At 69.6% G+C, this 1159-nt stretch carries 1 protein-coding gene; it reads right to left on the bottom strand.

Features of this window, described 5'->3' with window-relative positions; translation table 11 throughout:
• Positions 1-52: 52 nt before the first annotated feature.
• Positions 53-1038, bottom strand: a protein-coding gene (locus ACFW6B_RS41150; RefSeq protein ID WP_386605070.1) for an IS5 family transposase whose coding sequence is annotated in 2 segments (ribosomal slippage) — positions 53-613 and positions 616-1038 — 984 coding nt in all. Because the reading frame shifts where the segments join, the coding sequence is not laid out codon by codon here.
• Positions 1039-1159 lie beyond the last annotated feature (121 nt).

The following is a 1159-nucleotide window of genomic DNA, read 5'->3' as shown; positions in this document are numbered from 1 at the left end:
ACCGCGGAGGCCCGCGCGGACGCTAGGCCCTAGGTCCTGTCTGGAGTTCGGATCACGAGTGTGGTGCGATGCTTCGGAGCCAGAGCATCGCACCACACAGATGCAGTCCGGCCTCGTAGCTCTCCGGGGTCTTGTCGTACCGGGTAGCGATGCCGCGCCAGTTCCGCAGCCGGTTGATGCACCGTTCCACGGTGTTGCGCTCCTTGTAGAGCGTCGCGTCGTGCGAGACCGGCCGACCGCCGCCGCTGCCACGCTTCTTGCGGTTCGCGGCCTGGTCGACCTTCTCCGGGATCACGGCTCGGATCCCGCGTCGTCGCAGGTAGCGGCGGTTGCGTCGGGACGAGTACGCCTTGTCCGCGGCCACCGCGTCCGGCCGGGTCCGCGGGCGCCCGATCGGGCCGCGCACCTTCACCCGTTCCAGGACCGGGGCGAACTGCGGGCTGTCGCCGGCCTGCCCGGGCGTGAGGACGAACGCGAGCGGGCGGCAGCGCCGGTCGGCCGCCACGTGGATCTTGCTGGTCAGTCCGCCCCGGGAACGTCCCAGCCCGGCGGCTTTCAAGCGGGCCCGGTGTCGCCGACGGACCCGTCGCCGCTCGATGCGCGCCTCGTCCTCTCCCTGTCCGTCCTGCGTTCTTTGCTCCTTGTTCTCGCCCCTTTTTCGGCCTCGACGGCCATTTCCAAGGCTGTCAACTGCTCGGGGTCCAGGGCCATCCCTGCGGCGTGGTGGTGGGCCCGGGCGGTCGCCGAGTCCACGCTGACCAGGCCCAGGTCGGTCTGGCCGCGGGCGGCGGCCTCGGCGATCACTGCCTGCATCAGGTTCTGGAAGACGCCCTGCGTCGCCCAGATCCGAAAGCGGTCGTACGCGCTCTGCCAAGGTCCGAACTCGGTTGGCAGGTCACGCCAGGGGCTACCGGTCCGGAACCGCCACATCACCGCGTTGAAGTGTTTCCGCAGGTCAGGGACGGGCCCAACCGCGGCAATCGGGAGATGGGGCTCGACCAGGGCCCACTGCTCGTCGGTGAGATCGCCTCGCGCCATGACTGACGGCCTATCAAGAACGAGCCCCCGCGCGCAGGCGATCTACCGAACTCCTGATCCGAACTCCAGACAGGACCTAGGGCCTAGCGTCCGCGCGGGCCTCCGCGGTGAGGATCAGAAA

It is taken from the genome of Streptomyces sp. NPDC058751, assembly GCF_042746485.1.
In the GTDB taxonomy this organism is placed as follows: Bacteria; Actinomycetota; Actinomycetes; order Streptomycetales; family Streptomycetaceae; genus Streptomyces.
This window is presented reverse-complemented; position numbering and strand designations above follow the sequence as displayed.